Origin of the sequence: Campylobacter concisus (assembly GCF_050447445.1) — a bacterium.
GTDB lineage: Bacteria > Campylobacterota > Campylobacteria > Campylobacterales > Campylobacteraceae > Campylobacter_A > Campylobacter_A concisus_BI.
In genome coordinates this window covers 1,378,783-1,405,620 of sequence record NZ_JALMFW010000001.1, presented here as the reverse complement: position 1 = coordinate 1,405,620, position 26,838 = coordinate 1,378,783, and the positions used below count along the sequence as shown (strand labels likewise).

Annotated in this window: 28 protein-coding genes and 1 tRNA gene; 11 read left to right on the top strand and 18 right to left on the bottom strand. The window is 38.6% G+C overall.

Going from position 1 to position 26,838, the window contains the following annotated elements; genetic code table 11:
• Nucleotides 1–2,991: a molybdopterin-dependent oxidoreductase gene (locus tag MTT30_RS07245; protein WP_429801499.1), complete on the top strand. Its 2,991-nt coding sequence runs from the start codon at nucleotides 1–3 to the stop codon at nucleotides 2,989–2,991.
• A gap of 67 nt (nucleotides 2,992–3,058) precedes the next feature.
• Here MTT30_RS07245 and MTT30_RS07240 read toward each other — a convergent pair whose 3' ends face one another.
• The 11 genes from MTT30_RS07240 to MTT30_RS07190 all read right to left on the bottom strand — a co-directional run bounded on the left by MTT30_RS07240 (nucleotide 3,059) and on the right by MTT30_RS07190 (nucleotide 11,840).
• Nucleotides 3,059–4,120 (bottom strand): tyrosine-type recombinase/integrase, encoded by a 1,062-nt coding sequence (locus MTT30_RS07240; RefSeq protein ID WP_429801498.1) that lies wholly within the window; start codon nucleotides 4,118–4,120, stop codon nucleotides 3,059–3,061.
• 77 nt (nucleotides 4,121–4,197) lie between these two features.
• The gene (locus tag MTT30_RS07235; protein ID WP_429801497.1) at nucleotides 4,198–5,058 is read right to left on the bottom strand and encodes an AMIN domain-containing protein; all 861 of its coding nucleotides are present in this window, start codon (nucleotides 5,056–5,058) and stop codon (nucleotides 4,198–4,200) included.
• A gap of 5 nt (nucleotides 5,059–5,063) precedes the next feature.
• Nucleotides 5,064–5,246 carry a hypothetical protein gene (locus MTT30_RS07230; protein WP_180378667.1) on the bottom strand — a complete coding sequence of 61 codons (183 nt, stop codon included), beginning with the start codon at nucleotides 5,244–5,246 and terminating at the stop codon, nucleotides 5,064–5,066.
• 104 nt (nucleotides 5,247–5,350) lie between these two features.
• A complete protein-coding gene (gene eno, locus MTT30_RS07225; RefSeq protein ID WP_429801496.1) occupies nucleotides 5,351–6,601 on the bottom strand; it encodes a phosphopyruvate hydratase in 1,251 nt (416 codons plus the stop codon).
• Nucleotides 6,601–7,698, bottom strand: coding sequence for a recombinase RecA (recA, locus tag MTT30_RS07220; protein WP_002940852.1), 1,098 nt, complete (start codon nucleotides 7,696–7,698; stop codon nucleotides 6,601–6,603). Before recA ends, eno begins: the two co-directional genes overlap by 1 nt.
• A gap of 62 nt (nucleotides 7,699–7,760) precedes the next feature.
• The gene (locus MTT30_RS07215; RefSeq protein ID WP_429801495.1) at nucleotides 7,761–8,249 is read right to left on the bottom strand and encodes a hypothetical protein; all 489 of its coding nucleotides are present in this window, start codon (nucleotides 8,247–8,249) and stop codon (nucleotides 7,761–7,763) included.
• 8 nt (nucleotides 8,250–8,257) lie between these two features.
• Nucleotides 8,258–9,055 carry a UDP-N-acetylmuramate dehydrogenase gene (locus MTT30_RS07210; protein WP_429801494.1) on the bottom strand — a complete coding sequence of 266 codons (798 nt, stop codon included), beginning with the start codon at nucleotides 9,053–9,055 and terminating at the stop codon, nucleotides 8,258–8,260.
• Nucleotides 9,052–9,321, bottom strand: a complete 270-nt coding sequence (gene fliQ / locus MTT30_RS07205) for a flagellar biosynthesis protein FliQ (protein WP_223154231.1) — start codon at nucleotides 9,319–9,321, stop codon at nucleotides 9,052–9,054. Before fliQ ends, MTT30_RS07210 begins: the two co-directional genes overlap by 4 nt.
• Nucleotides 9,318–10,133 carry a menaquinone biosynthesis family protein gene (locus tag MTT30_RS07200; protein ID WP_429801822.1) on the bottom strand — a complete coding sequence of 272 codons (816 nt, stop codon included), beginning with the start codon at nucleotides 10,131–10,133 and terminating at the stop codon, nucleotides 9,318–9,320. The genes fliQ and MTT30_RS07200 overlap by 4 nt, the downstream gene beginning before the upstream one ends.
• A gap of 112 nt (nucleotides 10,134–10,245) precedes the next feature.
• Nucleotides 10,246–10,746 carry a hypothetical protein gene (locus tag MTT30_RS07195; protein ID WP_429801493.1) on the bottom strand — a complete coding sequence of 167 codons (501 nt, stop codon included), beginning with the start codon at nucleotides 10,744–10,746 and terminating at the stop codon, nucleotides 10,246–10,248.
• A 5-nt stretch (nucleotides 10,747–10,751) separates the two neighbouring features.
• Nucleotides 10,752–11,840 carry a nicotinate phosphoribosyltransferase gene (locus tag MTT30_RS07190; RefSeq protein ID WP_429801492.1) on the bottom strand — a complete coding sequence of 363 codons (1,089 nt, stop codon included), beginning with the start codon at nucleotides 11,838–11,840 and terminating at the stop codon, nucleotides 10,752–10,754.
• A gap of 105 nt (nucleotides 11,841–11,945) precedes the next feature.
• On the opposite strand from MTT30_RS07190, the gene modA (MTT30_RS07185) reads away from it, so the two are divergent.
• Nucleotides 11,946–12,644 carry a molybdate ABC transporter substrate-binding protein gene (gene modA, locus MTT30_RS07185; protein ID WP_429801491.1) on the top strand — a complete coding sequence of 233 codons (699 nt, stop codon included), beginning with the start codon at nucleotides 11,946–11,948 and terminating at the stop codon, nucleotides 12,642–12,644.
• 8 nt (nucleotides 12,645–12,652) lie between these two features.
• Nucleotides 12,653–13,312, top strand: a complete 660-nt coding sequence (locus MTT30_RS07180) for a molybdate ABC transporter permease subunit (RefSeq protein WP_429801490.1) — start codon at nucleotides 12,653–12,655, stop codon at nucleotides 13,310–13,312.
• An 8-nt stretch (nucleotides 13,313–13,320) separates the two neighbouring features.
• Here MTT30_RS07180 and MTT30_RS07175 read toward each other — a convergent pair.
• Nucleotides 13,321–13,418, bottom strand: a tRNA-Sec gene (locus MTT30_RS07175).
• Between the two features lie 76 nt (nucleotides 13,419–13,494).
• Here MTT30_RS07175 and MTT30_RS07170 point away from each other — a divergent pair.
• A complete protein-coding gene (locus MTT30_RS07170) occupies nucleotides 13,495–14,070 on the top strand; it encodes a BON domain-containing protein (protein WP_429801489.1) in 576 nt (191 codons plus the stop codon).
• Between the two features lie 7 nt (nucleotides 14,071–14,077).
• On the opposite strand, the gene MTT30_RS07165 is transcribed toward MTT30_RS07170, so the two are convergent.
• Genes MTT30_RS07165 through MTT30_RS07155 form a run of 3 tightly spaced genes read right to left on the bottom strand, consistent with a single transcriptional unit; the run spans nucleotide 14,078 to nucleotide 17,837 of the window.
• The gene (locus tag MTT30_RS07165; RefSeq protein ID WP_429801488.1) at nucleotides 14,078–16,522 is read right to left on the bottom strand and encodes an efflux RND transporter permease subunit; all 2,445 of its coding nucleotides are present in this window, start codon (nucleotides 16,520–16,522) and stop codon (nucleotides 14,078–14,080) included.
• Nucleotides 16,522–17,124, bottom strand: a complete 603-nt coding sequence (locus tag MTT30_RS07160; protein ID WP_149707200.1) for an ABC transporter substrate-binding protein — start codon at nucleotides 17,122–17,124, stop codon at nucleotides 16,522–16,524. The genes MTT30_RS07165 and MTT30_RS07160 overlap by 1 nt, the downstream gene beginning before the upstream one ends.
• A gap of 2 nt (nucleotides 17,125–17,126) precedes the next feature.
• Nucleotides 17,127–17,837: an MlaA family lipoprotein gene (locus MTT30_RS07155; protein WP_103588304.1), complete on the bottom strand. Its 711-nt coding sequence runs from the start codon at nucleotides 17,835–17,837 to the stop codon at nucleotides 17,127–17,129.
• Nucleotides 17,838–18,002: 165 nt separating this feature from the next.
• Here MTT30_RS07155 and MTT30_RS07150 point away from each other — a divergent pair, with 165 nt between their 5' ends.
• Genes MTT30_RS07150 through MTT30_RS07120 form a run of 7 tightly spaced genes read left to right on the top strand, consistent with a single transcriptional unit; the run spans nucleotide 18,003 to nucleotide 23,572 of the window.
• Entirely contained in the window at nucleotides 18,003–18,785 is a 783-nt protein-coding gene (locus tag MTT30_RS07150; RefSeq protein ID WP_429801487.1) for a TOBE domain-containing protein, read from the top strand.
• Entirely contained in the window at nucleotides 18,786–19,541 is a 756-nt protein-coding gene (gene modA, locus MTT30_RS07145; RefSeq protein WP_429801486.1) for a molybdate ABC transporter substrate-binding protein, read from the top strand.
• Nucleotides 19,538–19,933 (top strand): TOBE domain-containing protein, encoded by a 396-nt coding sequence (locus MTT30_RS07140; RefSeq protein WP_429801485.1) that lies wholly within the window; start codon nucleotides 19,538–19,540, stop codon nucleotides 19,931–19,933. The genes modA (MTT30_RS07145) and MTT30_RS07140 overlap by 4 nt, the downstream gene beginning before the upstream one ends.
• Complete coding sequence (locus MTT30_RS07135) at nucleotides 19,930–20,787, top strand: sulfate/molybdate ABC transporter ATP-binding protein (protein WP_429801484.1); 858 nt, start codon at nucleotides 19,930–19,932, stop codon at nucleotides 20,785–20,787. The genes MTT30_RS07140 and MTT30_RS07135 overlap by 4 nt, the downstream gene beginning before the upstream one ends.
• Nucleotides 20,784–21,461 (top strand): molybdate ABC transporter permease subunit, encoded by a 678-nt coding sequence (gene modB, locus MTT30_RS07130; protein ID WP_429801483.1) that lies wholly within the window; start codon nucleotides 20,784–20,786, stop codon nucleotides 21,459–21,461. The genes MTT30_RS07135 and modB overlap by 4 nt, the downstream gene beginning before the upstream one ends.
• A gap of 48 nt (nucleotides 21,462–21,509) precedes the next feature.
• Nucleotides 21,510–22,007, top strand: a complete 498-nt coding sequence (locus MTT30_RS07125) for a redoxin family protein (protein WP_429801482.1) — start codon at nucleotides 21,510–21,512, stop codon at nucleotides 22,005–22,007.
• Nucleotides 22,008–22,015: 8 nt separating this feature from the next.
• Nucleotides 22,016–23,572 (top strand): methyltransferase regulatory domain-containing protein, encoded by a 1,557-nt coding sequence (locus MTT30_RS07120; protein ID WP_429801481.1) that lies wholly within the window; start codon nucleotides 22,016–22,018, stop codon nucleotides 23,570–23,572.
• Nucleotides 23,573–23,575: 3 nt separating this feature from the next.
• On the opposite strand, the gene MTT30_RS07115 is transcribed toward MTT30_RS07120, so the two are convergent.
• From MTT30_RS07115 to MTT30_RS07105, 3 genes are read right to left on the bottom strand one after another with little or no spacing between them, the layout of a single operon-like run.
• The gene (locus MTT30_RS07115; protein WP_429801480.1) at nucleotides 23,576–24,382 is read right to left on the bottom strand and encodes a 3'(2'),5'-bisphosphate nucleotidase CysQ family protein; all 807 of its coding nucleotides are present in this window, start codon (nucleotides 24,380–24,382) and stop codon (nucleotides 23,576–23,578) included.
• Nucleotides 24,379–25,656 (bottom strand): citrate synthase, encoded by a 1,278-nt coding sequence (locus MTT30_RS07110; RefSeq protein ID WP_084041887.1) that lies wholly within the window; start codon nucleotides 25,654–25,656, stop codon nucleotides 24,379–24,381. The genes MTT30_RS07115 and MTT30_RS07110 overlap by 4 nt, the downstream gene beginning before the upstream one ends.
• 2 nt (nucleotides 25,657–25,658) lie before the next feature.
• Nucleotides 25,659–26,822 (bottom strand): cation:proton antiporter, encoded by a 1,164-nt coding sequence (locus tag MTT30_RS07105; protein ID WP_429801479.1) that lies wholly within the window; start codon nucleotides 26,820–26,822, stop codon nucleotides 25,659–25,661.
• Nucleotides 26,823–26,838: the final 16 nt, after the last annotated feature.

Sequence of the window (26,838 nt, the reverse complement as noted above, 5' to 3'; positions counted from 1 at the left end):
ATGCAAAGAAGAGAATTTTTAAAAAGATCAGCCGTGCTCTCAGCACTAACCACGAGTGCTATGCTGGCAGATGAAGATAAGGACGACTATAAACCGCAGTCAAACTCGCTAGAGCCTGAATTTCGAGTAAAGGACGGCAAAATTTCACTTAGTGATGGACATAGTGTTATTTTTTCGATGTGCCATGGCTGTACGACGAAGTGTGGCATAAGACTTCATGTGGACGACAAAAACGACCGAGTTTTAAGATGTAGTGGCAACCCATACCACCCACTTTCAAATGTACACTGGGCAAATTTTGACACATCGATAAACGACGCACTTCTTGCCACAACACTAAGTGGCGAAGACGAAAAGCGAGCCACAGTTTGCGCTAGAGGAGCGATATTGCCTGAGATGATAGACTCGCCTGCAAGGATATTAACTCCGCTAAAAAGAGTTGGTAAAAGAGGCGAAGGCAAGTGGAAGAGCATAAGTTTTGAACAGCTAGTAGAAGAGGTCGTAGAGGGCGGAGATCTCTTTGGTGAGGGGCATGTTGATGGGCTAAGGGCAATATATAGCGACGAGCTAATCGATAGCGAAAATCCAGAGTACGGTACCAAACGCAATCAATTTTTAAGTTTTTATCTATATGACGGACGCTCTGACATCGTTGATCGCTTTGTCAAAAAGTCATTTGGCACTATCAATCACTACTCACACGGCGGAATTTGCGGCGGTGGCTTTAGGGTCGGTGGCAAGATCACACACAACGCAAAGGGCTTTGCACACACAAAACCAGACTATGAAAACTCTAAATTTGTTATCTACTGGGGCACTTCGCCGTCAAATGGTGGCAACCCTTTCCAAAAACAAGCAAAAATGCTCTCTTACGCAAGAGGCACTAGAGATGACTTTAGCTATGCAGTGGTCGACCCAAGTGTTACAAACGCTGTAAAATACGCCTCTTCAGACAAAGGCCGCTGGATAGCGATAAAGCCAGGCACCGACTCAGCTCTAGCCATGGCGATGATACGCTGGATCATAGAAAATGAAAAATACGCAACGAACTACCTTGTCCAGCCAAATTTAGACCAGGCAAAGCTAGCTGGCGAGATACACTGGTGCAACGCCACGCATCTAGTCATCACCGAAAAAGGTCACAAAGACTACGGCAAATTTGCACTTATCAATAACGAGTGGCAGGTCTGCTCGCAAGATGACAAGATACAAAGCTACAAGGTAAATGAACCAGCCAAGCTCTACTATAAAGGTAAAATTTTAATAGACGGCAAAAAAGTCGAGGTAAAAAGCTCAATGCAGCTTTTAAAAGAATCAGCTTACAAGCATAGCTTAGAGGAGTACTCAAAAATTTGTGGTGTAAGCATTGAAGATATCGTCTGGCTTTGCGAAAATTTCACCAAAAATGGTAGACAGGTGAGTACAAACGTGCATGGCGGTATGATGCATACGCAAGCTGGTATGACTACCTACGCGATACTTTGTCTAAACACACTAATGGGCACTTACGGCTACAAAGGCGGCAACGTCAATGCAAGTGCCGGCACACACGAGTTTTTAAAGGGCAGATATGACCTTGAGAGCTTTGAGGGCGCTTATAAGCCAAATGGTCTAAATTTATCAAGATCAGGCAAATACTACGAAACAAGCTCTGAGTATAAGCGCAAAGTAGCAGCTGGCGGCAGCGGCTATCCATCAACTCAGCCATGGTATCCTATCTCTATGCCACTTGTAAACGAAACGCTTACAAGTCACAAGGCCGGCTATCCATACAAAGTAAAAGTTTTCATAAACTACATGACAAACGTACTTTACGGACAAGCAGGACTTGAAAGAGCGGTCTTAGATGCACTAAAAGATAGTAAAAATTTACCACTTTTTGTGGGCATCGACGCCTTTATGAACGAGACAAACGCCTATGCTGACTACATCGTGCCAGATGGGGTAAATTTAGAAAACTGGGCACTTCCAAACTCTCTTTGGGGAACGATCGCCAAAACCTCAGTCGTGCGCTATCCAGCCGTTAGCTCAAAGCAGGCAAAGGATAAAAACGGCGGCGTGATCGACGTTGAGGCATTTTATATAGCCGTGGCAAAGAGGCTTGGACTAAAAGGCTTTGGCAAAAATGCCTTCAAAGACAAAGACGGAAATTTCATGGACCTTGACGTAAAAGAGCAGTATTATGCGGCTGCACTAGCAAATTTAGCCTTTGATGGCGAGGGTGTGAAAGATATAAGCGACGAGGACAAAAAGCTTAGTAAGATATCAAGAGTGATGACAAAACTCGATCCTTATCTAAAAGACGAAGAGAAGCCAAAAGTAGCGCACATACTAGCAAAAGGTGGCAGATATGGTAGCTACGAGAGCGCATATAAGGGCGATAAAGCAACCGTAAAAGTGCCAGCGCCTATGCCAGCTTCTATCTACTATGAGCCACTTGGTGGGCATAGACACTCAATAACAGGCGAATTTATGCCAGGAGTGCCAAGTCTAATGCTGCCAGTAGCAAGTGACGGTACGCCGCTTGAGAAATTTTTCCCACGCTCTGAGTGGAAATACACAGTAAGCTCAAGAAAGTCAAATATCCAACACTTCTACACCTTTGTTAGCCCAAGGCTAAGATCTGTTCATCCTAAGAATTTCATAAGGGTATCGACAGATGTGGCTAGCGAGCAAGGCATTCGCTCAGGCGATAAGGTCAAAGTGACTACTCCTTATGGTGCGCAAGTTGGTGAGGCGTTTGTGACGGATGGCGTTGCTAGCGGAGTTATTAGTATCGAGCATGGATTTGGCCATGATGAGTTTGGTATAAGAACGCACATCGTCGATGGAAAGCCAGCTTTTGGGATAGCAAATTTAGAAAAAGGGGTCAATCACAACAAGCTTGGACTTCTTGATCCAAAAAGAAATGGCGAATTTAGTCTAAATGACTGGCTAGTTGGTACTTGCGCTAGACAAGCACTTCCTGCAAAGATAAGAAAGATAGGCTAGTTTGATATAAATTTGGCGAGCAGAGAAAATTTGCTTGCCAAATTTCACTTTTTAAAGCTTTTAAACTCTAATTCGCTAGATCCTCAGCCACTTTTGCAGCAAGTTTTAGCTTGTCGCTATCAAAGTGGGTGTAAATTCTTGAGGTATTTAAGCTTGCATGCCCTAGAGCTTCTTGCACCAAAACAAGGTCCTTTTGCTTTTTGTAAAGCATCGTTGCAAAGGTGTGGCGCAGCATGTGAGCACCATTTTTCTCTTTTCTAATACCAGCTTTAAAAAGGATCTGCTCCACTATGCGACTTACGTAGGCTTGCGTCAGCCTGGTGCCTTTTTTATTGATGAAAAGATAGCCTTCTTTATTGATGTAGTTTATTGCAATCGCATTTAGATGAGCTTCTATGAGGTGACGTTTTATCATAACGATGCGGTATTTGTTGCCTTTGCCCCGGATCCTAATGATAAAAAGATCGCCATCTTCAGTAATGTCCTTTCGCTTTAAATTTAGAGCCTCGCTCACACGAATGCCAGTAAAAATTATTGTTTTTATTATGAGCTTATTGCGATTTGAGTTTTGCTTAAAGTCACTTTCTTCGATCGCATCTAGAAATTTCTTGACCTCATCTTCACCCATAAATTCAGGCAACTTTTGCCCTTTGTTACCACTAACCCCGCCCCAGTTTTTTAAATTTATATCAAAGACATGGGCTTTGCCGTCCTCTTCGTTTTGTTTATCTAAAAATGCAAAGAAATTTATCACTGAGATGCGGTAGTTTTTCTTGCTAGCATCACTTAATCCACCAGTTGTGCTTGCTAGAATTTCACTTAGTAGCTCTTCATCTATCTGTTTTAGGCTACTAAGCTCGTAAAATTTCATCGTTTCATATATTTTTTTAAGTGGATTAAAGTAGGTATTTATACCAGTAAGCCCCGCGTTTCTCGCATTTTTTACTAAGCCATCAAGCTGGTCTATATTTTTTATTTCGCGGCCTAGAGCGTAATTCACACTTGCAAGCGCCTTTGGATCCCTAAGCTCTTTATTTGAAAGTGAGCTTAGCTTAAATTTGACATAACGAGTTAGCCAAAATATAAATGAGTTTTCAAAATTATCTTTACAATCAAGCTGGTATTTCAAACCAATAACCTTAAAATTTTATTTTGAAAAGTATTATATTTGAAATTTTATAAAATCTACTTCTTTTTAAAATTCAACTATAAAAGCTTAAGCAAATATCCATTTTCAACGGCTTCAAGCTTATATTTATGCATCTTATCAAGCTCTAAAACCACTCTGAAATATCTATCGTGCCAGCCTATGATCACATTTTTAAAATGTTCATTTTCAAGTTTTAAGCTCTTAGTTTTAAAGCTTCTTGGCGGCCTTGCAAAGTCAAGAACAATCTTATTTTTCTCATAAGAAAAATGCTTTAAATTTTTAGCTTTTGTAGCAATTTTTAGCTCTTTGTTGTTGGCTAGAAAGCTTATAAAACCTAGAAATTTAACATCTTTTCCATTTTTGACACTATCAACTGGCTTTGTGCTAGGCTCAATCTTTATCTCGATCACCTTTTGTTCAGGCTTTATGGTAGCTTCTTTTGCTTTATCTGTGCTAAGATCGATCACTACAACATTTGGAGTTGGCATGTCTGAAGTTTTGTTTCTATCTTTATTTGAAATTTTAGTTTCATTTTTTTCTATTATCACGGGAGTGCTTACTTTTTGGCTAGGCATATTTGCCATTGTGACCGAAACATCTAGCTTTTTTGCCACAACTGGTTCTGGATTTTTTACCTTATTTAAAGCAAATTCATCGCTGTAATTGATAGTTTTATTTATATCAGCTAGTCTTTTTTCCTTTATGGTACCGTCATTTGCTCTATATCTTATGGTGACATCTAGTAAAAGTGCCGCATCGCTTGGAAATTTAAACGAAAGAGAATCAAAGCTATCAAATTTTTCTATGATATTTGTTGTCATAACGCTTGTATTTAGCTCGCTAATAGGCATAAATGGGTTCTCTCTAGCAAAGACGCTTGCTGCAAATATAGATAAAACTAACCAAAATTTTTTCATCATTCCTACTTTTTATTAAAGTCTGGCTCAAGGCCTTGTAATTCAAAATAATCTTTTTGCAGACGCGCGTTCATTTTTTTTAAAATTTCCACGTCTTCGCTAAGCCTCTCTTTTTTGCTCTGAAGGCTTAACATAACATCAAGTGAGCGTTTGCCAAACATCATATTGCCTACATAAAAAGCAAACATAGCCACACAAATGGTGGCTATGACGTAGCGTAATGTCGGTCTAATGTATTTTAAAATTTTATGAAATATGCCATCAGTGTTGCCATATTCGTCTAAAATTTCGCTCAAATATTATCCCCCAAAAACTCTCCAGCCTCAAGTTCGATCTCAAGTAAGCGGTTGTATTTTGCGTTGCGCTCGCTTCTTGAAGTAGCACCTGTCTTTATCTCGCCAGTGTTTAGTGCGACTGCAAAGTCAGCGATAAACGCATCTTCGCTCTCGCCGCTTCTGTGGCTCATGATGCAGCGGTAGCCGTTTCTTTGAGCAAGGCGGACAGTTTGCATAGTTTGCGTGACTGAGCCTATTTGATTTGGCTTGATTAGGATCGCATTTGCTATGTTTTTCTCGATGCCCTCGCGTAAAATTTTCTCATTTGTAACGAAAAGATCGTCGCCAACTAGCTGCACCTTGCTGCCAAGCCTTTTTGTAAGCTCAGCCCAACCGCTCCAGTCGTCCTCGCTAAGGCCATCTTCGATAGAGAATATCGGATATTTTTCGCAAAGTTTTTCGTAGTAGCTAATAAGCTCGTCGCTGCTAAATTTCTTGCCTTCAAGCTCGTATTTGCCGTCTTTATAAAGCTCGCTTGAAGCGACGTCAAGGGCAAGTTTTATCTGGCTGCCTAGCTCATATCCAGCCTCTTTTACAGCCTGAGAGATAAGCTTTAGTGGCTCTTCGTTGTCTTTTAAATTTGGAGCAAAGCCGCCCTCGTCGCCGACAGCCGTGCTGTGGCCAGCTGCGTTTAGGATAGATTTTAACTTGTGGTAAATTTCAGTTGCAGCTCTTAGCGCCTCGCTAAATGTGCTAAAGCCAAATGGCATGATCATAAATTCTTGAAAATCAACGCTATTATTTGCGTGTGCGCCGCCATTTATGATGTTAAACATCGGCACTGGTAATATGCTAGCGTTTGCACCGCCAAGGTAGCGGTATAGCGGGATATTTAGGCTCTTTGCAGCTGCGCGAGCTACTGCCATAGATACGCCAAGTACTGCGTTTGCGCCTAAATTTGAGTAGTTGTGCGTGCCATCAAGCTCAAGCATCTCCGCATCGACTGCTTTTTGGTTGTAGGCATCAAGGCCTATCACCGCTTCAGCGATCTTTTCATTTACGTTTGAAACAGCTTTTAAAACGCCCTTGCCATCATATCTCTCGTCCTTGTCGCGAAGCTCGAGTGCCTCACGCTTGCCAGTGCTTGCGCCGCTTGGTACGATCGCGCTTGCCTCGGTGCCGTCGCTTAGTCTAACTGTCGCGCGGACTGTTGGGTTGCCTCTACTATCTAAAACCTCGTGAGCTTCTACATCTTCAATAAATACCATTATTCATCTCCTGCTTCGTTTGTGTCGTCGTCTTCGTCTTTTGCGCCGCTGCTTATTAGGTGATCGATCCCCATTGAGCCTTTGATCGCCGCTACTATCTCATCAGAAATTTCTGGGTGCTCTTTTAGATAGGCTTTGGCGTTTTCTCTGCCTTGACCCAGTTTTTCGGCCTTGTAGCTAAACCACGCGCCTGATTTGTCGATGATGTCGAGCTTTACGCCATAGTCTATGATCTCGCCCTCTTTGCTCACACCCTCGCCAAACATAATGTCAAATTCAGCCACTTTAAATGGAGGCGCGACCTTGTTTTTAACAACTTTTGCTTTTGTGCGGTTACCGATAGGCTCGTCGTTTTGTTTAAGTGTAGCTATCTTTCTTACATCTATTCTTACAGATGAGTAAAATTTAAGCGCATTACCGCCAGTTGTGGTCTCTGGTGTGCCATATCCCATCATACCAATCTTCATACGAATTTGGTTGATGAAGATAACAGTTGTCTTCATCTTGCTTAAAATTCCAGTTAGCTTTCTAAGCGCCTGACTCATTAGTCTTGCTTGCAGGCCAACGTGCTGATCGCCCATATCGCCGTCTATCTCGCTCTTTGGAGTAAGAGCTGCGACACTATCAACTACGATAAGATCGATCGCACCACTTCTTGCAAGTGTCTCAACGATCTCAAGTGCCTGCTCGCCAAAGTCTGGCTGAGAGACGTAGAGATTGTCAGTATTTACGCCTAAATTTGAAGCGTATTTTACGTCTAGTGCGTGTTCTGCATCGACAAACGCACAAATTCCGCCAGCTTTTTGCGCTTCAGCGATGATATGAAGTGTGAGGGTGGTTTTACCAGAGCTCTCTGGCCCATAGATCTCGATGATCCTACCTTTTGGAACGCCGCCTATACCAAGAGCTAGGTCAAGCCCTAGCGAGCCAGTCGGTATCGACTCGATCGCCTCAACTTCTTTATCGCCAAGTCTTAAAAGCGTGCCTTTACCAAAAGCTTTATCGATCTGCTTTAGCGCAAGCTCGAGCGCCTTTTTCTTGTCCGCTTCGCTCTCTGGGATAGCTATTTTTTTGTCACTATCTTTTTCTTTTGCCATTTTTTACCTTATAGTTGAAATTTGGCTTGATTTTATCTAAAAAGAGATGAATTTTACTTGATTTACTCGCAAATTATAATATTTTCGCCAAGCAGCGCAGCGCTATCAATTAGAGTAAAAAGGTGCTCTTTTTCAAACAAAAATCCATAAATTTGATCTTCATTTTTTAGTATCGCTAGCTTAAACGGCTCTACAAGCGAGCTTGCGCAAAGATTTAAAAAAGCTTCATCAATATGATTTTGTGAAATTTGGGGCTTATTTTTAAAATTTTCATCTTTTATAAAAGAGATAAATTCCTCTTGTGAGGTGGATTTATTAAATTTAAAAATTAGTTTTTCTTTTAAGGATTGAGCTAAAATTTCATCAAATTTAACTAGGTCTATGTGATTTTGAGTGCCTAAAATTTTGGCAAAATTTAGCAGATTTTTATCGTAATCAGCCACATTTTTCTCATGCTCACTTTGCGCTTTTTTAGCCCTATAAATGGCGTAAAACCCGATAGCTATAAACAAAAGTGAAAGGGTAAAAACTTCGCTCAAAAACTCACTCATCATCATCCTTATAAAATGTAAACTTCAGTCTTAAGCTCTACGCCAAATTTCTCTAAAACTCTAGCCTTTGCCAAATTTATAAGGCTAGTGGCGTCCTCAAAGCTTGCGTGGTTAAAATTTATCAAAAAATTCGCGTGCTCCTCGCTAAATTTTGCTCCGCCGATAGCGTATCCCTTTAGTCCAACTGCCTCTAGCAATACCCCTGCAAAGTGTCCTTCAGGATTTACAAAGCAACTGCCAAAGCTAGCCCCTTTTGGTTGATTTGCCCTTTTTGCGTTTATGGCATCAGATATGCTCGCATCAAAGCCGCTACGAAGCTCAAATTTAGCTCCCAAAATGGCCTCATCTATGCCGCTATGTCGGTAGCTAAAGCTTATCTCATCTTTGCTCACCCAGCCACGAGCCAGACGCACATGTGCGAGGTTGTCGCTTATGCTAAATTTAAGCAGTCCAGCGTTCATTTTTATAAGTCCGCCAAGTGTGCCTGGGATATTTTTTAAAAACTCAAGGTGAGCGATGTTATTTTGTTTGCAGAAGTTATAAATTTTGGCTGATTTTGTCGCAGCACCTATCTCAAGGTAAATTTTTTCATCACAAATTTCTAAATTTATATAGTCAAAACTCTTGCCAAGTATCGCCATTTTTGGGGGATTTGGCGAGATAAGCAAGTTGTTGCCCCCTCCTATCATCACAGCGCCTAAAAAGTGAGGCGAGCTTAGATCTTCAAGGCTATTTACCTCGAAAATTTCATGCACACCGCCTATCCTAACCGAGGTAAATTTAGAAAAATCAACAAGTCTCGTCACTGGATAAATTCCGGTATAAAATCAAGCATGCGAGTGGTAAATTCAACCATCATCGAGATCATCCAAGGCATCAAAAATATGATGACAACGACGACTAACAAGATTTTTGGCACAAAGCTTAGCGTGGTTTCGTTTATCTGCGTGGTCGCTTGAAAAATGGAGATGATAAGACCTGCGATTAGGCCGCTTAGCAGCATCGGAAGGCTGATATAAAGGGCGATCTTAAAGGTTTCAACTCCAAGCGAGACAAGCGTACTTTGCATCAGCTAAACCTTACTTCGTTGTATTCAATTGGAATTAGGTAGTCGTTTACGTCGATTGGCTTTTCAAAAAAACCTTTGTCATAGCCTATTTGATAGAGCTTATTTAGCGCTTTTAGCTGCGTTTCGTTCATGCTTATTGACTCGTCATTTGCGTATAAATTTAGATACGTTTTTAGCTCCTCTTTGCCAACTCTGATGAGGTTTCGCTCCATTAGCATGTGAGATAAAAATGGCTTGTGCGAAGTGGCGATCCTAACGGCCTCGCTAAGCACTCTCTCGCACTCGATCGCATCAGTTATCGGTAGACTTCGTCTAAGCGCCATGCCACCAAGTGGAAGCGGTAAATTTTCGCCGTTTAGCTCGCTCCAGATGTCCCAAATTTCGCGCTCCACGCAGAGCTGGTCTGAGAAATTTAAGATACTTTCATGTATGAGCACGCCAGCATCGACCTCGCCGCTAAGCACGGCATTTTCGATCTCAAGAAAATTTTTATAAACGATCCTCGCCTCTGGGTAGGCTATGCGAAAGAGTAGGGCATTTGTCGTGTTTTTGCCAGAGAGCGCGACCTTAAAATTTTGCTTTAGTTGCTTGCCTTTTAGCTTGATAAGCTTTGGTCCATATCCATTGCCAAAGCTCACCGCACAGCGTAAAAGAGCATACTCGTCACAAATTTTTGGATACAAAGCAAAGCTGATCGCTGTGGCTTCATAAGTGCCTTTTAGCGCCTCTTCGTTTAGCGTTTCTATATCAAGCGCCTTTGATGTAAAGGCTAAATTTTTACTGCTAACCCAGCCAAATTTGACCGCGGCATACATGAAAATATCGTCAGCATCAGGCGAGTGAGCGACGTTTATAGTTTTTAGATTGTGCAAAGATGATCCTTTTTTTGATTACGCCATTTTAATGAAATTTATTTAAAATAAAGTTTTAAGGGCGGTTTTGAAACGATTTTACCAGCTTTGCCTCTTTGAAATTTAGCACGTATTTCACGTCTATGGCGTTTTTAGCCCCTTTTCTTCGAGCTAGGAGCGTTGAGTAAAACGGATGCTTAAGCTCTAACATCTTAAGCAGTTTTTGATCACTATCTTCTTTTTTTATATTTTCAACGATTATTGTCGTTATAAATTTGCCCTCAAACTCGTAAAATGGCCAGACAATCACGCCTGCATCGCTTGTTTTAAAGTCCATAATTTTAGACTTTTTAGGGATATTTAGCATGGAGATGATCTTTTTGTGAGGAATTTCTGCGTTTTGCACCGAGATCACCTTTACAAGCAGATCTTTTTTGACGCCGAGGCCATTTTGGCTAAAGCGATAAACTCCGTCTTCAAGGATGCCAACCTTTTCAAAGGCATTGGCATAGTTTGCAGCCATGCAGACAGAGAGGGATAATGTCAAAAATATAAAAATTTTACTTAGAATTTTCATTTTTGTTAAAATTTTACTCTCTTTAGCCTATCTGAAGCGAAATTTTTCCTACCAAATTTAGCTTCATTTTTGCCGTTTAGCTTGACTAGATCGCCAGTAAAGCCACAGATATCATTTTTAACAAGATAACTTCCCACGCCGTAAATATCAACCGGAGTGTTAAATTTCTCAAATTCACTCATTTTTTGTGGGTTAAAGCCTGAGCTAACGACGATTTTAACGTGCTTAAAGCCAGCCTTGTCAAGCGCCTCTCTTAAGGCAAATATAAGCTCCTTACAAACGCCATGCGGGTCAAATTTACTCGTATCTTTGTCCTCAAAATACTTATCTATCAAATTTTTACTAGTATCAACCCTAACCGCACCAAGCCTCTCTTTTAATGCATTTGCAGCCTTTAGAGCATCGGTGATCACGTCGTTGTTGTAGTCCACTAAGGCTGTGATCTGCTCGCTTTCAAAGGTTTTAGCATAAATTTCTGAGGCTTTTACTATATCCCCGCCGCACATTTGAATGAGTGCATGAGGCATGGTGCCACCACCTTTTAGCCCAGTAAGCTCGCCTTGAGCATCTGTGGCGACCTTTTTGATGCCACCTACAAATGATGCATAGCCGTCGCCTGGTTGCGTGCAGATGTCATCTTGCCTGTCTGCCATGCTGAAAACATCCTTGCCATTTGCCGCTCTTATCACATCTCTTGAGTTTGTCGCTACGCAGCTTCTTCTAGTAAGCGTCGCGTCGATCACATTTTCTAAAAAGCCAAAATTTTCATACTTGCCGCTTATCTTTAAAACTGGCTCGTTTGCATTTATGATATCGCCATCATCAAGTGCGTAAATTTCAAGCTCGCTTGGGTTTTTGGCAAATTTGTTGATTATCACTAAAACCTCGTCGATACCGCAAAGCATGATATCATCGCGCCTTTGAAAAAACTGCATCGTCACATGTTGATCTGGTAAATTTTGCTTAATTATCTCATTTACTTTTAGAAAATATTTTGCGGTGAAGTAGCCCTCGCCGATCCTTGGATCTAGCTTAAAAGTCTTATCTGTTAGCCTATCTGTCTTGCCTTGCATCTTTAGCTCAAGTTCGTTCATGCCTATCCTTTTGTTTTGTTGGGATTATACCATTTTGGCAAAAATCCGAATAAGTTATAAAAATATATTTTATAAAATCATGAGACTTTATTTTAAAGGAAAAATATGAAAAAGATCTTGCTTTTAATGGTTGCTATGTTTGCATTTGGCAATGAAAATTTGCTAGTAAGTGCTGGTGGCGGATATAAAAAGATAGTTGAGGCGGTCACACAAAACCTCAAAAAAGATGGCGTAAATATCGACACTTCTTTTGCAAACATCACAGCTATCATGGCTCAGGCAAAAGAGGGCAAAACTGACGTGATCGTAGGCGATGAGGACTTTTTGAAAAAGTCTAATCTAAAGATCACTGAGTATGTAAATTTAGGCTCAGGTGCTTTGGTGCTAGCTACTAAAAAAGGTGTGAAAATTGAAAAAGTTGAAGAGCTAAAAACGCTTTCTAAGATCGCTATGCCAGACGCGGTAAAGACTGTTTATGGTAAAAGAGCAAATGAATTTATGCAAAAAGCAAATTTAAGTGGCGAGCTAAAGGATAAAATTTTAGCAGTTGCTGGCGTGCCACAGGTCGTTACATATATATTAAACGGTGAAGTTGATGCTGGATTCATCAACCAAACTGAGCTAAATGCACACAAAGACGAATTTGGTAGTTTTGTCTTGATAGACAAATCGCTTTATGCTCCAGCAAACATTGTAGCTGCGAAGCTTGAAGGATGCGACAAAAAGGCTGATTGCGAGAAATTTATAAATGAGCTAAAAAGCGAGAGATCAAAAGAAATTTACACTAAATTTGGCATAAGATAAGGCTAAATTTGCAAGAGCTCACATGGGTGTTTGATCCTCTGATTTTAAGCATAAAGGTTATTTTATGCCAGGGGGCTTTGCTCGTCGTTTTTGGGCTAGCTTTAGCCTATCTTTTGGCCTTTTATAAAGGTAAACTTAGAGCCATTTTGGAGATGATCGTAACTTTTCCTCTCATCTTTCCACCTATTGCGACTGGATTTTTACTGCTTTACCTACTTGGCAGAAATGGCATCATCGGCAAGGCTTTAAATTTAGAAATTATTTTTAGTTTTAAGGCTCTTGTATTAGCTGCTTTTATAGCTTCGTTGCCGCTATTTGTAAAGCCTGTCGCTTCTGCTCTTGGCTCACTTCCAAAGAGTCTAAGTGAAGCAGCATACAGCATCGGAAAAGATAAATTTCAAACAGCTATTTTCGTACTCTTTCCATGCGTTGTAAAAAGTGTAGCAGCGGCTTTTATTCTAGCGATCTCGCGTGGGCTTGGCGAGGTTGGCATAACACTTATACTTGGTGGAAATATAATAGGAAAGACCGACACTATCTCGCTTGCCATTTATAATGCCGTATACGATGGCAAAAGCGATGAGGCACTGGTTTTAAGCCTTGTTTTGGTTGTGTTAAGTTTTATTTTGTTTGGGATTATAAATTTGCTTGATAAAGGTAAAATTTAAAATGAGAGTGGCGAGAGGATGAGAGAATCGAACTCCCCACCAGACGGTCAACCGCCCAGTCATCGGGTTTGAAGCCCGTGAGCATCACCAGATTACTTTATCCTCCGTGCGCGTTATTCTAGCAGATTTATATAAATTTTAGCCCATTTTCTATAAACTTTTTTTAATTACAAAAAGGATCTATGATTTTAAAATTAGGCATTTTCACATTTTTGGTTTTATTTTTTTGCGCTTGCTCTTCAGTACTAACCCCAGCAACCGCGCCACTAAATGTCTATGATGCGTACTCTATTTCACGCGATAAACGTGGTATTTACTCGATCACAAGAGATAAATTTATACAAAGCAAATTGCAAAGCAAAATTTTATTTTCAAAAGGGCTTAGTAATATTGATATCGAGATAGAGGTTTTTTACGGAGATGCCTATCTGATCGGACTTGTTGATAGCAAAGAGCTTGAAGATAAGCTAGTAGAACTAGCCAAAAGTACAGATGGCGTACGAAAAATTTATACCTATCTTCGTATCAAAAAGCCAGAATATCCATGCGATAGTCTAAAAATTCTTGCAAACTTAAAGCAAAATCTTTTTAAAGATAGTATAGTTGAGGGCACAAATGTGCGTGTCAGTATAGTTGGCTGTGATGTTGTATTTAGCGGCGTAGTTGATAGCATTGAGCAAGAAAAACATGCTATTTGGTACGCTAAGCACATTGACGGCGTGGCAGATGTCTACTCGTTCATCAAAGTTATCAAATAAATTTAGCTTAAATATCGCGCTTTTTTACAAAGCTTGCTATTAGGCTTGGTAAGATGATTAGCGCGCCAAGAAGCATAAACACCATAACAAGATCGGTTAGTAAGCCAAAATATATAGTTGGAATAAAATTGCTAGTTATCATCACGCTAAAACCAAGAAAAATAGTAAATGATGTGTAATACATCGCATATCCGATGCTTGCGTGTGCGACTTTAATGCTCTCAAAAACACTTTTTGTAAGCATTTCTTCTTTAAAGCGGTGGATGTAGTGAATGATATCATCAACGCCGATACCTATACTAATGGCTGCTATCGTAATGCTCATCACATCAAGCGGAATGCCAAAAAATCCCATCACACCAAAGAGTGTGCAAAGTGGGATTAAATTTGAAACTATCGCAATGGTTGCTAGCTTTATGCTCCTAAAGATAAAGCAAAATATGACAAAAAGTATAGCGACAGTTAGTCCAAAAGTATCAACTTGTGAGCTAAGTAAATTTTGAAGCATATTGTTATAAAGCACCATCATACCGGCAACTTCTATGCTTACACCGTCATTTTTGGTAAGCTGTGCTAGCCCTTCTCTAAGCTCCTTTAGAAATAAATTTCGTCTAAGCTCAGAGTCACTATCGACGATCCTTATACTAAATCTAAGCTCGTCATCTTCAACGCTCACATAAGGGCTTAATAAGATATTTTTATAATTTTGTGGCAATTTCTCATACATCGCAGCTAATAAAAAATCATCACTCGCGCCGTTATTTAGCTCTTTTATGGCTTTTATAAGGGTTGCTAGCGAGCTTACATGTCCGACAAATTTTTGCTCTTTTAAATAGTCGTGAATTTTCTCAGCAACCCTTGTGTGATAGCTATTAAACCAGTATTTCGCATCCTTGGCATTACTTTCAAACTCATTTTCAAACTCATCTTGCTCAGTATTTTTATCTTGTTTTTGCTCTTTAAATTTCACTATCACATCAACTGGTATCGTGCCGCCAAGCTTGGTATCAATGACTTGCATTCCTTGCCGAATTTCTGTGCTTTCTTTAAAGTAGCCAATGAAGCTATTTTCAACCTTTATCTTGCTGATACCATAAACGCCAAAACAGACAACTAGAGCGCAAACTATGTAGATAATCTTTCTTGAGTTTAGAGCTAAATTCGCACAGTATTTTGTAAATTTAAAGCTATTTTCAAAGGTTCTAATGGGAGCTAATTTTTCTAAATTTACATTTATCGCGCCAAATAGCAAAAACGCAAGCACAAGCGAAACGCTAATGCCAGTGCTCATCATAATGCCAAGCATGATAACTGGCTTTATGTCAGCACTCATAAGCGAGCTAAAGCCAATAACCGTGGTAAATATCGCCCAAAAAGATGGAGAGAATTTATCACGAAGCGTTAGATAAATTAGCTGATTTTGGCTATATTTTGGATGCTTTGCGTAAAATTCTCGGTAGCTAACGACAAGATGAATCACAGTTGAAATGGTAATGATGAGCTGAAGTGTGATGTAGTTTGAGCTAATGACCGTCACTTCCCAGTCAAATATACCAAAAATTCCGGTCGTAAAAATGGCACTTACGGCACATATAAACATCGGCAAAACTATCCATCTAACCTGTCTGAAAAATAGCCACAAACTAAAGCTAAGAAGAGCAAGTATGCTTAAGCCATAGACTAAAAGATCGCTCTTTATAAAGCCTATCATATCATCAGCGATCATATTTGCGCCGCCTAAGAATAGCTCGTCATTTGCGTTAAATTTAGCTATGGTTGCCTTTATGGCCTCAAGGTTTTCGTGATCACTCTTTCTAAGCTCATCTCGGTAGGCTTTAAACTCATAGGCAAGAGCCTCTAACTTAAGTCGCTCAGCTTGTGTGATCGTACCGTTTGACTCTTTTTGGCTAAGCAAATTTCTCTCATTTACAAGCTCATTAAATTTCTCATCTTGTTTTAAATTTAGAGCAATCGCTGTGGTTTTTAGATCTTTACTTATCAAATTTCCGCTGTAAATCGGGCTTTTGGCAAACTCGAGCTTTGCTTTTGAAATATTTATATCTTTATCTTGCAGCGTTGGAGTATGATCTAAGATACCCGTAATCCCGCCTTTTACACTATTTAAAAGCGGAATATTTATTATAGAGATGACGCTATTTACCATATCGTTTTTAGCTAGTTCATCGCCTAAATTTTTGATAAGTTCTAAATTTTTAGATGAAAAAAGATCATCTTTTGGAGTAAAAGCAACTACTAAAAATCCGGGTGAGTCGTAGCGTTTAGCTATCTCTCTATAAGCTTTTAAGTCAGGATCATGCTCAAGCAGTAGCGTTTCAGCTGACGCATCAACGCTAAGCTTAGTGCTAAGATAGCCAAAAACTACGCTTAAAGCTAAAATTAGAGCAATAATAAGCTTGTTTTTAGCAATGATAAATTTAAAAATTTGTCGCATTAAGGGTTGGTTTTATTTTGATCAGGTAAAACAGCTTCGTTTAGCTTTTGTAAAAGGGTATTGAAATCAGCGTTATTTAGCACATCACCAAACTGGCTTCTGTATGTTTGAATGATGCTTACACCAACGATATCAAGATCGTAAATGAGCCAACCACGCTCTTTAGCGTCATAAAATTTATAGACAAATTCGTAGCTCTTGCCATCATTTGTCAGCTCAGATGTTAGCCAGTACCTATTTTTTTGTGGTTCACTCTCGCCAGTTATATGTATCTCTTGATCTTTGTATCCTAAAAGTTTATCTATGTATGAGCTTTTTAGTTTTTGCTCAAATGCTGCGTCAAATTTAGCTTGCTCGTCGCTACTTAAGCTGTTGTAACGTTTGCCAAGACTTATCTTTGCCATTTGTTTATAGTCAAAAAATGGATCAAGAAGAGCAAAAATTTCTTTTGTCTTCGCATTATTGTCTAAATTTGTATCTTTTAAAATTTCAATAACCTTTGTTGTTTTCATCTCTACTTCAGGTTTGATCTGCTCTTTTGAAATAGCAAAAAGGCTAGTTGTAAAAAGTAAAATCATAGTTAGAATTTTTAAAATTTTCATATTTACTCCTTGATAAGCTTGTCGCGTCTTTGCTCGTAAGCATCGCGTAAAAATGGATAAAGATCAATAGCATCTTTTCTTAGTTTTTCATAAGCAGTTGGATCTTGTGAAAAGCTATTAAACGCTCTGTATGACTTGATGCCAGTTGATAAAAGTATAGGATCAACGTAGCTAATAGGATCAGCAAAATAATCTCCGACCATGCCACCAGTATCTCTTAAATTTGATGGTCCAATAAGTGGCCAAACGATGTGAAAACCGCTACCAAGCCCCCAATATCCAAGCGTTTGTCCAAAATCTTCATCGTGAGCTTTGAGGTTGTAGTATTTTGCTCCGTCTGTTAGTCCGCCAAAGCCTATTATCGTATTTGCTAAAAATCTCAATGTCTCTTCGCCAGCGTTTTGAAATTTAAACTGAAGTAAGTTATTTACAAAGCGAACTGGGAAAAGAAGGTTGTCAAAGAAATTTGAAACCATTGTTCTAGCTGTTTTTGGCACAACATAGGCATAACCTTTTGCCACCGGAGTTAGCATATTTACATAGATAAAGTCATTTGCATGTGTCATCATTCTATTGTAACCACTAAGCGGGTCAAAAACATCTTTTCTTGCTTCAAATTCAACATCAAATTCGTCGCTTTCGCTATTCGTATTTATGTCCGTATTAGCACAGGCTAAAAGCAAACTAAAAAAGATAGAAAGCAAAAATTTCATACTAAGCCTTATTTTTATTTATAAAATGTAGCTCGATTTTATCTTTTAAAAACTTTACAAGAAATTAAGAGAAATTTATAAATTGGCTTAAATCTTTAAGCTTAAGGATTAATATAATTAGATATACTTCACAAATTATTCTATAATATAGTAAAGGTAAAAATTTTGAAAGCAGATATAAATTTAGAACTATTTTTAGGCGAAGATACACAGGTTTTAGCTAAACATATTACATTATTAAAGGCCATAAAAGAGACAAAAAGTATCACAAAAGCAGCGGAATTGGTTGGTATATCATATAAAAATGCTTGGGACTGCCTTGATACGATAAATAACAAAAGTAGCAAGCCGCTTATTATTAGAGCTGATGGAAATAAAAAAAATAGTGGCTCCGAGCTAAGCGAGTATGCCGATAAACTGATAAAAATTTATGATGCCATTCTTGAGACTCAAAAGGACTTTTTACAAAAAATTTGTCAAAAAGTAGATTTTGAGGATGTAGATATTGTAAATCTTCAAAGAATGAATATGAACCTAAGTGCTAGAAATCAGCTCTCATGCGAGATTATTGGCATAAACCGCGGTGCGGTAAATTCTCAAATAGTTGCAAGACTAAGTAATGGCTGCACGCTTGAGTCAAACATCACGGTTGAAAGTGAGAAAAATTTAGGACTAAAAGTTGGACAAAAGGTTATTTATATTTTTAAAGCCCCAGCTGTCATTTTGGCCAAGGATCTAGATATAAAAATAAGCACAAAAAATCAATTAAAAGGCGAAGTGATCGAAGCAAAGATAGGCGCTGTAAGTGCTGAAATCACTTTAAAACTAAGCGATGAGCAGACTTTAACAGCCATCATCACAAAAGATAGTGCTATTCAGATGAAAATAGGTGTTGGCGATACACTTTTGGCAATAGTAAAATCATCTCAAATCATTATAGGAGTTTAAATGAGAAAAGTTTTTAAATTTTTATGTGTGACATCTTTGCTTGCCATAAACGCACTTGGCGCTGAAGTAAATGTCTATGCTGCGGCAAATACTACATATGCATTTCCTGAGCTTATAAAAGAATTTAATAAGCTTCATCCAAATGCCAAGATCAACTTAACACTCGGTGCAAGTGGCGGTCTTGTTACTCAGATACAAAACTCAGCTCCAGCTGATATATTCATGGCTGCCGATATGGGCTTTGCACAAAAAGCTTATGATACAGGCTTTGCAAGCACTGAGCCAAAAGTTTATGCACAAGGCGCTGTTGCTATTTTTTCTATTAGAGATGTTGATTTTAAAAAAGGTATTGAGGTTGTTCGTGGCTTAAAGGCGATTTCTATTGCAAATCCACAAACAGCACCATACGGTAAGGCCAGCATAGAAGCACTTAAAAATGCAAAACTTTATAACGAAGTAGAAAAAAATATCGTTTATGCTCAAAAAATTTCTGAAACTCTATCTCAGGCACTAAGCGCCTCCGATGTAGGTTTTATCGCTGCTAGTGCACTTTTTGATGAGAAAATGTCAAAATACAAAGAGGGCGTTAACTACATCCTTGTTCCACAAGAACTATACACTCCGATCGATCAAGGCATAGTTCTTCTAAAACATGCCAATAAAAATGATGACGCAAAAGCATTTTATGAGTTTATCTTGGGTGATAAATCAAGAGAAATTTTTAAGAAATTTGGCTATAACGTCCCAGCTAAATGATAAAAGCAAAGATCGTTAGGATTTTAGCCAAAGATGACGTCAGCTTATTTGAGCTAAAAGGTCTAAATTTAGAGGCGAATTTATTTATACTAGTCTTAAATGAGGCTAGCAAATTTGCCTTAAATGACGAGATCGGTTTAGGTTTTAAAAGCTCAGATGTCGTCTTGACAAAGAATAAACTTGACACTAACTCACTTGAAAATGAATTAAAATGCGTGGTAGAGGCTATAAATTTTGGTGAAGTTTTAAGCGTTGTTGGTCTAAAGTGCGATCAAATTAACTTCGAAGCCATCATTTCAAATCACGCTTTAAAAGCATTAAATTTGAGCAAAAATGATAGTGTTTTTGCCTATATAAAATCTACTAGTATTCATATAAGTACTCAAAAATGATAGAAATTTCTTGTAAAAAAGAGCTAAATGGCGGCGATGGCAAATTTATGCTAGAAGCAGACCTTAGCTTTGAAAATGGCGATTTTGTCGCACTTTATGGAGCAAGTGGTGGCGGAAAGACCACTATTTTAAGGTTGATTGCCGGTTTTGAAACGCCACAAAGCGGATTTATAAAGGTTGGTGATAAAATTTTCTTTGACGATAAGATAAATTTGGCTCCGCAAAAGCGAAATATCGGCTTTTTATTTCAAGATTATGCACTTTTTGAAAATATGAATGTCTTTAAAAATTTACTCTTTGCAAAAAATGATCTAGCTCTAGCGAATAAACTTCTTGATATTTGCGGCCTAATAAGTCTAAAAAATGCAAAAATTAGCACTCTTTCTGGCGGTCAAAAGCAACGCGTTGCTTTGGCTCGTGCGGTTATGAGAAAGCCTGAAATTTTACTACTTGATGAGCCGTTAAGTGCGCTTGATAATGCTATGCGCGAGAAACTTCAAGACTATTTACTAGCACTTCATGATGAGTTTAAGATGAGCATTATTTTAGTAAGCCATGATATCGCTGAAATTTATAAGCTTTGCAATAAAGTCTTTGTCCTTGAAAATGGAAAAATTTCAAGATCTGGAACAGCTAGTGAGATATTTTTAAAGACTGCTGGATCTCAAAAAATCGCCTTCAATGCTAAAATTTTAGAGATAAAAAAATGTGATGCGATCTTTGTAGCGAATGTACTGATAAACCGCCAAATTTGTGAAGTTGTGTTAAGTAGCAACGAAGCAATGGATCTAAAATCAGGCGATATGGTGGTAGTTAGTACAAAATCGTTTAGTGTAAATTTGGAAAAAGCATGATAGACGAGTTAAAAAATATCGATTACGAGCCGTTTTGGCTCTCGTTAAAACTATCTTTTATAACTACTTTTATCTTATTTTTTGCCTGCATTACGCTTGCATATTTTATGTCGCAGAAAAAATTTTTCGGCAAATCATTTTTAGAGTCGATAATCTCACTACCGTTGGTATTGCCGCCAAGTGTTCTTGGCTTTTATCTGCTCATTTTTCTTTCACCTTACTCCACCTTTGGTAAATTTATCGAAGAAATTTTTGGAGTTAGGCTTGTTTTTAACTTCACAGGTCTTGTTGTGGCAAGTTGTATCTATTCATTACCATTTATGTTTGGACCGATTTATGCTGGGCTAAATAGCCTAAAAAAGAGCCTTTTTGAAGCTAGCTATAGTCTTGGTAAAAACAAACTCACGACTATTTTTAGAGTAATTTTGCCAAGCATCAGATCAAATTTATTAACAGCTACTGTCGTTAGCTTTGCTCACACTATGGGCGAGTTTGGCGTTGTTTTGATGATAGGCGGTAGCGTAGCTGGAGAGAGCAAGGTTGCAAGTATTGCGATATTTGAAGCAGTTGAAATGCTTGATTACACCAAGGCTCATGTCTATGCACTCCTAATGTTAATAATTAGCTTTTTTGTCCTTTTTGTAGTTTATCTTTTAAATTCTAAAAAAGCTTAAGACAAAGCTTATAGAGATATAATAGTAAAAAATTTTAAAGGATGAAATATGATAAACATGCCTACAAGTATATATTTAAATACCCTAGATGGTAAGGAATTTGATTTTTCTGCCTTTGCAAGGACGCACAACTGCGTTATTTTTATCTATCCAAAGATAGGTGATGACTTTAGTCTCTTAAGCGAGGAACTGCAAAATACAGCTGGCATGAAGGGCTGCACCAAACAAGCGATAAACTACAAGAAATTTTTAAAAGATTTTAACGATCTTGGTTTTATGGTAGTGGCTGTTGGCTCCCAAGATATAGTGGCTCAAAAGAAATTTCAAGAAGAAACTTCAGCTGGAGTTATGTTCTTAAATGATAGTGAGTTTACGCTTGAGAAAGCACTTGAACTTCCGGTTTTTTCTGCATCAAATGGCCATAAATTTTACTTTAGACAAACACTTATCATAAAAGATGGCAAGATAAGGCGCGCATATATAGTAGATGATCCAGAAAATGATGCTAAAAATATGCTAGAAAAACTCAAAGAAAAAGACTACTAGGAGCTAAAATGAGCCAAAATAGCAAAATCGAAAAGTCTTATGACGAACTAACTTATAAATCCATAGCTTTTGCACAATCATCACCTTACAGGCTTGAAGCTTGTGCTACACTTCTTGGCGTAAACCCGCCGCCGTGCAAAAATGCAAGAGTTTTAGAGATAGGATGTAGCTTTGGCGGAAATTTGGTCCCATTTGCAGCGAATAATAAAAACGCAAAAGTAGTTGGTATAGACCTCAGTGGAGAGCAGATAAGGCGTGGGCAAGAGATCGTTAAAGAGATGGGGCTTACAAATTTAGAGCTTATCCATGGCGATATTTGCGAATTTAACAGCGATGAGAAATTTGACTATATCATTGCTCATGGTGTTTTTAGTTGGGTACCTGACTTTGTAAAAGAAGCTATTTTAAAAGTTGTAAGAGAGAATTTAAGCACGAACGGCGTGGCATTTGTATCATATAATGTTTATCCTGGCTGGAAGGTCAAAGATGTCATAAGAGACTTAATGCTACTTGCCGCAAAGGATAAAGAAACAATGCAAGAGAAACTAAAAGCGGCTAAGGAAGCACTTTTGGTCTATAAAGAGTATTTGCTAACAAGAGATAAAGAAATTTATGAAAAGAAAATGCCGCTTAATATGCTTCTTTTTATAATAGAACATGTACTTTCGAAAGATGACTTTTATATAGCTCATGAGTTTTTAGAAAATGTAAATAATCCATTTTATTTCAAGGATTTTAATGCCATGCTCACCAAAAATGAGCTTGCTTACCTTTGCGAATATACACTTGATGATATTTTTGTGCCAGATGTTGGCACAACCGTAGTAGATGAATACAAAAACAATAAATTTAAAGATAGAATCGATATTGAGCAGTTTATGGACATAGTTAGCAATAAGGTCTTCAGACAAAGCCTAATAGTCCATAGCAAAACCTATGAAAGTATAGCCAATAAACAAATAGGTCCAAGCGATATCAACAAAATTCACGTTGTGGCAGATTTTATAAAGAAAGATAATGAGTGGCAAGACAGTTGCTCCGTTATGCCACAAGACATCTCATGGCTTTGTGAGGTCTTTTATAAGATGTATCCAGCAAGTATAAATCTTTCTCAAATTTTAGAAATTTTGCCAGAAGATAAACTCATGGTTTATAGCGCTTTTGTAAGAATTCTAACAAACTCGTCTGATGCAATGATTTTAAAAGATGAGCAAAAAAATATCGAGTATAAGCCAGGCTACTCAAGACTTAGTCAAAATTTAATAAATTATGTAAGATATTTTTTAAATCATAAAAATAATGCCGATGTTGTTTTTGCTAATAAATTTAGCATCTCAAGAAAGCTTAACAATATCGATTATTACATACTTTTATTGCTTGATGGTAAAAATAGTTTAGAAGATGTCGCAGCAAAAGCTTTGAAATTTATCAAAGAGAACAACGAAGATATATTTGATATAAATGGCAAAGTGCTTAAAAAAGATAAAGTCGCAGCAAACATAATGAGCTACGTGCTAGGCACAGCAAAAATAGCTAGTCTGCTTTATTTACTAGAAGAAATTTAAGATTTAAATTTTACTTTGCTTATATAGTTGTGTGATTTTATCTTTTAGATTTAGTGTGTTTTTTGAGAGAGCTATGAAAAATGGGCTTTTTAAATTAGCAAGCTCGTAGCTCATCTCTTTGCCACTATTAGCACCAAATACTTTTCCGCCACAAAAATTTACGAGCGCTTCTCCTGCTGCATTGTCCCAAAGGTAGCTTGGGGCAAATCTCAAATAAGCTCCACCAAATTCAACCAAACGGCAAAATTTTATGGCTGAGCCGATGCACCTTTGCTCAAAATTTAAGCTCTGTCCTATAAATTCTATCTCTTTGGCATCGCCTCTTCTACTTGAAAAGATTAGATTGTCTAAATTTTTATCTTTTTTATTTAAATCAACTCTCGTTATGATTTCATCATTGTCATCTAAAATTTCTTTAAAAGCGCCATTTTCATCAGCATAAAAAAGCTCTTTACTAACTGGGATAAATATCACGCCAAGCACCGGTCTAGCTTTTTTTATAAGCGCTATACAAACGCAAAATTCGCCGTTTCTAGCTAGAAATTCTTTCGTGCCATCAAGAGGATCTACGAGCCAAAACTCATCTTTGTCACTTTCTTGCAAAATGCTCTCTTCAGAGCAAATTTTTATCCCGCTTTTACTTAGCTCTTTTAGTATCACTTCATTTGCAGCTAGATCAGCGCTAGTTAGTGGCGAGCTGTCATCTTTTAGGCAGACTTTAAGAGCCGTATTATCTGCAGAGTAAAATTTCATTATTTGCGCTCCAGCATTAACGGCTGCTTTTTTAGCTAAATTTAGAAGCTCACTCATTTTGGTGTTCTGTTTGTCTCTCCAACATAAAGCTGTCTTGGGCGGACGATCTTTATCGTATCTTGCTCTTTTAGCTCGATCCACTGGCTGATCCAACCTGGAGTCCTGCCGATGACAAAGATTACGGCAAACATGTTATTTGGTATGCCAAGCGCTTTTAGGATGAGTCCAGAGTGAAAATCAACATTTGGATATAAATTTCTGCTTACAAAGTAGTCATCATTTAGCGCGATCTCCTCAATGCGGTTTGCGATTTTAATAAGCTCTGAGTTGATGCCTATCTCGTCCATGAGCTGATCTCTCATTTTTTTGAGCACTTTTGCGCGAGGGTCAAAATTTTTATAGACCCTGTGACCAAAGCCCATTAGCCTAAATGGATCGTTTTTATCCTTTGCTCTAGCGATGTATCTATCGACATTTGCGACCGAGCCGATCTCTTCAAGCTGACGGATAACGCCCTCGTTTGCCCCACCATGAGCCCAGCCCCAAAGTGCGCCGATGCCGGCACTTATACATGCGTATGGGTGAGCGTGCGTTGAGCCAACGGTTCTAACAGTCGTGGTCGAAGCATTTTGCTCATGATCTGCGTGCAGCATAAAGACCGTGTCAAGTGCTTTTATCTCGATTGGTTTAAGATCGACGTGCTCGTATGGATAGCCCCTCATCATGTAGAGGAAATTTTCAGTAAAGCCACGATCTAAATTTGGATATATGATAGGAAGCCCGCGTGAGTAGCGGTAACTAAAGGCCGCGATCGTTGGAATTTTAGCGATTATACGCATAGCCATCTCGTGATACTCTTCAGGTTTATCCATATTTAAGTGATCTGAGTAAAAGGCACTTAGCGCTGAGACCGCTGCTTGCAAGATCGCCATAGGGTGAGCTTTGTCTGGAAATGCGTCAAATAGCTTCATCATGCCTTCATGTATAAAGCTTCTTTTTTTAAGCTCGGTTTTAAAATTTATATACTGATCATTTGTTGGAAGCTCTTTGTTTAAAAGTAAGTATGCCACGTCTAAAAATGTCTTATTTTCAGCCAAATACGCGATATCGTAACCTCTATACATTAGCTCGCCTTTTAAGCCGTCTATATAAGTTATCGCTGAGCGGCACATCGCAGTTGAGGTGTAACCCCTGTCAAAGGTAAACATCCCAGTGTCGCTAAAAAAGGTCGATATGTCGATGACGTCTGGCCCCATCGTACCTTTTAGGATAGGAAATTCATAGCTCTTGCCAGTTCGGTTGTCGATTAGTGTGGCTGTATTTGATGACATTTTTACTCCTTGCTTTTTGATTGCATTAAAATTTTGATGATTATAGCTCCTATTATAGCTTGTGCGAGGCTTGCTAGGATAAAAGATGAGTAAGAATAGTCACTTATCTCGCCTGATTTGTGTGCGATAGTAGCAACTGCGATCAAAAGAGTGAGTGGCATAGACTGCGAAATGGCAAATAAAAATATCCCTCTAAAGCCAAGCTTGCCCAAAAAGAGCAAACTAGATACAACTCTCGTGCCAAGCATCGCTAAAAATATAAAAACAGCATCCTTTATCACTTCGCTAGATCCTAGGCTTGAAAGCTTAAAAGTAGAGCCTATGTGGATGAAAAATATCGGCACCAAAAAGCCAAATCCAAAGCTTGAAAGCTTGTGCGGCAAGTCCTTTTTGTGATCAAAAAATGTCGTGATAAACATACCTGCGATAAACGCGCCAAAGGCGACCTCTAAATTTAGATAGAGCATCAAAGCTATCATCGTAAAAAACACCGCGATGCAAAGCCTGATGTCCTTCTCGTCCTTGTCATAGTGTGGCATAAGCACCACTTTAAGCCCTGGATACCACCAAAAAAGCACGTCCAAAATTTTAAAGCTAAGCACGCTGATAGCCAAAAATAAGATCAAATATCCAATCGTTAGCCATAAATTTATGCTCGCTCCAAACTGCAGATAAGCAGCGGTAAATGTTAGAAGCGTGATGCTTATAAGCTCGCCGATAGTTGCTATTAGCATGCTTAAATTTAGCCATTTTACATCTCTACCATACTCCTTAAATAGCGTAAATATCATGCCAACGGCCATTATCGGGATGATGATGATGTAAAGCAGGCTAAGCTCAACCCCCAGCGTCAAAGCCGTAGCTAGAGCGTAGATGAGCGTTAGATAGATGAGCCCAAGGCGGAAAATTTTACGATCGATGTTTATGAGCATCCTAAGATCGATCTCCATGCCAGCTAGAAACATCAAAAAGAAAAAGCCAACTTCGCTAATTAGCTTAAACATCTCATTTTCGCCGACAAGCCCGATGTAACTAGCCAGTGCTCCAAGTATTATCTCAGCAGGAGCGACAGGAATGCGTAAAATTTTAGAAATATAAGGCGAAGCAAAGACGATAAATGCCAAAACGACAAGAATACTAAGCTCGCTAGCTTGATGTAATTGCAAAAAGATCCTTAAATTA

Coding starts and splice junctions, on each gene's coding strand:
- MTT30_RS07245 (WP_429801499.1), top strand. CDS start 1: ATGCAAAGAAGAGAATTTTTAAAAAGATCAGCCGTGCTCTCAGCACTA.
- MTT30_RS07235 (WP_429801497.1), bottom strand. CDS start 5,058: ATGAAAAAATTTTGGTTAGTTTTATCTATATTTGCAGCAAGCGTCTTT.
- MTT30_RS07230 (WP_180378667.1), bottom strand. CDS start 5,246: ATGTTTGCTTTTTATGTAGGCAATATGATGTTTGGCAAACGCTCACTT.
- eno (WP_429801496.1), bottom strand. CDS start 6,601: ATGGTATTTATTGAAGATGTAGAAGCTCACGAGGTTTTAGATAGTAGA.
- recA (WP_002940852.1), bottom strand. CDS start 7,698: ATGGCAAAAGAAAAAGATAGTGACAAAAAAATAGCTATCCCAGAGAGC.
- MTT30_RS07215 (WP_429801495.1), bottom strand. CDS start 8,249: ATGAGTGAGTTTTTGAGCGAAGTTTTTACCCTTTCACTTTTGTTTATA.
- MTT30_RS07200 (WP_429801822.1), bottom strand. CDS start 10,133: ATGTATGCCGCGGTCAAATTTGGCTGGGTTAGCAGTAAAAATTTAGCC.
- MTT30_RS07195 (WP_429801493.1), bottom strand. CDS start 10,746: ATGAAAATTCTAAGTAAAATTTTTATATTTTTGACATTATCCCTCTCT.
- MTT30_RS07190 (WP_429801492.1), bottom strand. CDS start 11,840: ATGAACGAACTTGAGCTAAAGATGCAAGGCAAGACAGATAGGCTAACA.
- modA (WP_429801491.1), top strand. CDS start 11,946: ATGAAAAAGATCTTGCTTTTAATGGTTGCTATGTTTGCATTTGGCAAT.
- MTT30_RS07170 (WP_429801489.1), top strand. CDS start 13,495: ATGATTTTAAAATTAGGCATTTTCACATTTTTGGTTTTATTTTTTTGC.
- MTT30_RS07165 (WP_429801488.1), bottom strand. CDS start 16,522: ATGCGACAAATTTTTAAATTTATCATTGCTAAAAACAAGCTTATTATT.
- MTT30_RS07160 (WP_149707200.1), bottom strand. CDS start 17,124: ATGAAAATTTTAAAAATTCTAACTATGATTTTACTTTTTACAACTAGC.
- MTT30_RS07155 (WP_103588304.1), bottom strand. CDS start 17,837: ATGAAATTTTTGCTTTCTATCTTTTTTAGTTTGCTTTTAGCCTGTGCT.
- modA (WP_429801486.1), top strand. CDS start 18,786: ATGAGAAAAGTTTTTAAATTTTTATGTGTGACATCTTTGCTTGCCATA.
- MTT30_RS07140 (WP_429801485.1), top strand. CDS start 19,538: ATGATAAAAGCAAAGATCGTTAGGATTTTAGCCAAAGATGACGTCAGC.
- MTT30_RS07135 (WP_429801484.1), top strand. CDS start 19,930: ATGATAGAAATTTCTTGTAAAAAAGAGCTAAATGGCGGCGATGGCAAA.
- modB (WP_429801483.1), top strand. CDS start 20,784: ATGATAGACGAGTTAAAAAATATCGATTACGAGCCGTTTTGGCTCTCG.
- MTT30_RS07125 (WP_429801482.1), top strand. CDS start 21,510: ATGATAAACATGCCTACAAGTATATATTTAAATACCCTAGATGGTAAG.
- MTT30_RS07120 (WP_429801481.1), top strand. CDS start 22,016: ATGAGCCAAAATAGCAAAATCGAAAAGTCTTATGACGAACTAACTTAT.
- MTT30_RS07115 (WP_429801480.1), bottom strand. CDS start 24,382: ATGAGTGAGCTTCTAAATTTAGCTAAAAAAGCAGCCGTTAATGCTGGA.
- MTT30_RS07110 (WP_084041887.1), bottom strand. CDS start 25,656: ATGTCATCAAATACAGCCACACTAATCGACAACCGAACTGGCAAGAGC.